Genomic DNA, 906 nt, shown 5'->3' with positions numbered 1-906 from the left:
GTCATTACGCGCCACTCGCACAAAGCGGATGAATACCTCGACGTGCTTGAACACGAAATTCGTCAACGTGCTGCATTGCTCGTTGGTCGCACCGTGACGCAATTGCATTTTGGTGGTGGTACACCGACGTTTCTATCTGAAAAGCAAATCACTCGCGTGATGAACTTGCTACGCCAAGAATTTACATTCAGTGATGACGCAGAAATCAGCATTGAAGTAGACCCGCGTGAAATTCAGATCACCATGTTGGATCATCTTCGCAGTGAAGGCTTCAACCGCTTGAGCATCGGCGTTCAGGACTTCAACAAAGAAGTGCAAAAATTGGTTAACCGTGAGCAAGATGAAGAATTCATCTTTGCGATGGTGGCACGTGCGAAAGAGTTGGGTTTCCGTTCGACCATCCTCGATTTGATCTACGGTTTGCCGAAGCAGACCAAAGCCTCTTTTGCGAAGACGTTAGAACAAGTGCTGGAAATGCAGCCGGGTCGTCTGTCGGTCTTTAACTACGCACACATGCCGCAATTGTTTGCTGCGCAGCGTAAGATTAAAGACGAAGATTTGCCAAAAGCAGAAGAGAAAATGGCAATTCTCCAAGACACGATCGCAACTTTGACGGGGGCTGGCTACCAGTTCATCGGCATGGACCATTTTGCGATGCCTGACGACGAACTCGCCGTTGCGCAGCGCGAAGGTGTGTTGCATCGCAACTTCCAAGGCTACACCACTCAAGGTGAATGTGACTTGGTGGGCTTTGGTGTTTCTGCCATTTCAATGATTGGTGATGCGTACGCGCAAAACCAAAAAGAGCTCAAGAAGTACTACGCTCAAGTAAATGACCTTCGCCACGCATTGTGGAAAGGTGTCTCACTCGATTCGGATGACTTGCTCCGTCGTGAAGTCATTAAG

Annotated in this window: 1 protein-coding gene; it reads left to right on the top strand. The window is 48.8% G+C overall.

Going from position 1 to position 906, the window contains the following annotated elements; translation table 11 throughout:
* Window positions 1–906, top strand: a 906-nt coding sequence (hemN, locus tag R7Q48_RS25550; protein ID WP_318132956.1) for an oxygen-independent coproporphyrinogen III oxidase, incomplete at both ends; no start/stop codon positions are given.

The sequence above is a fragment of the Vibrio sp. 378 genome, from assembly GCF_033339435.1.
This window is presented reverse-complemented; position numbering and strand designations above follow the sequence as displayed.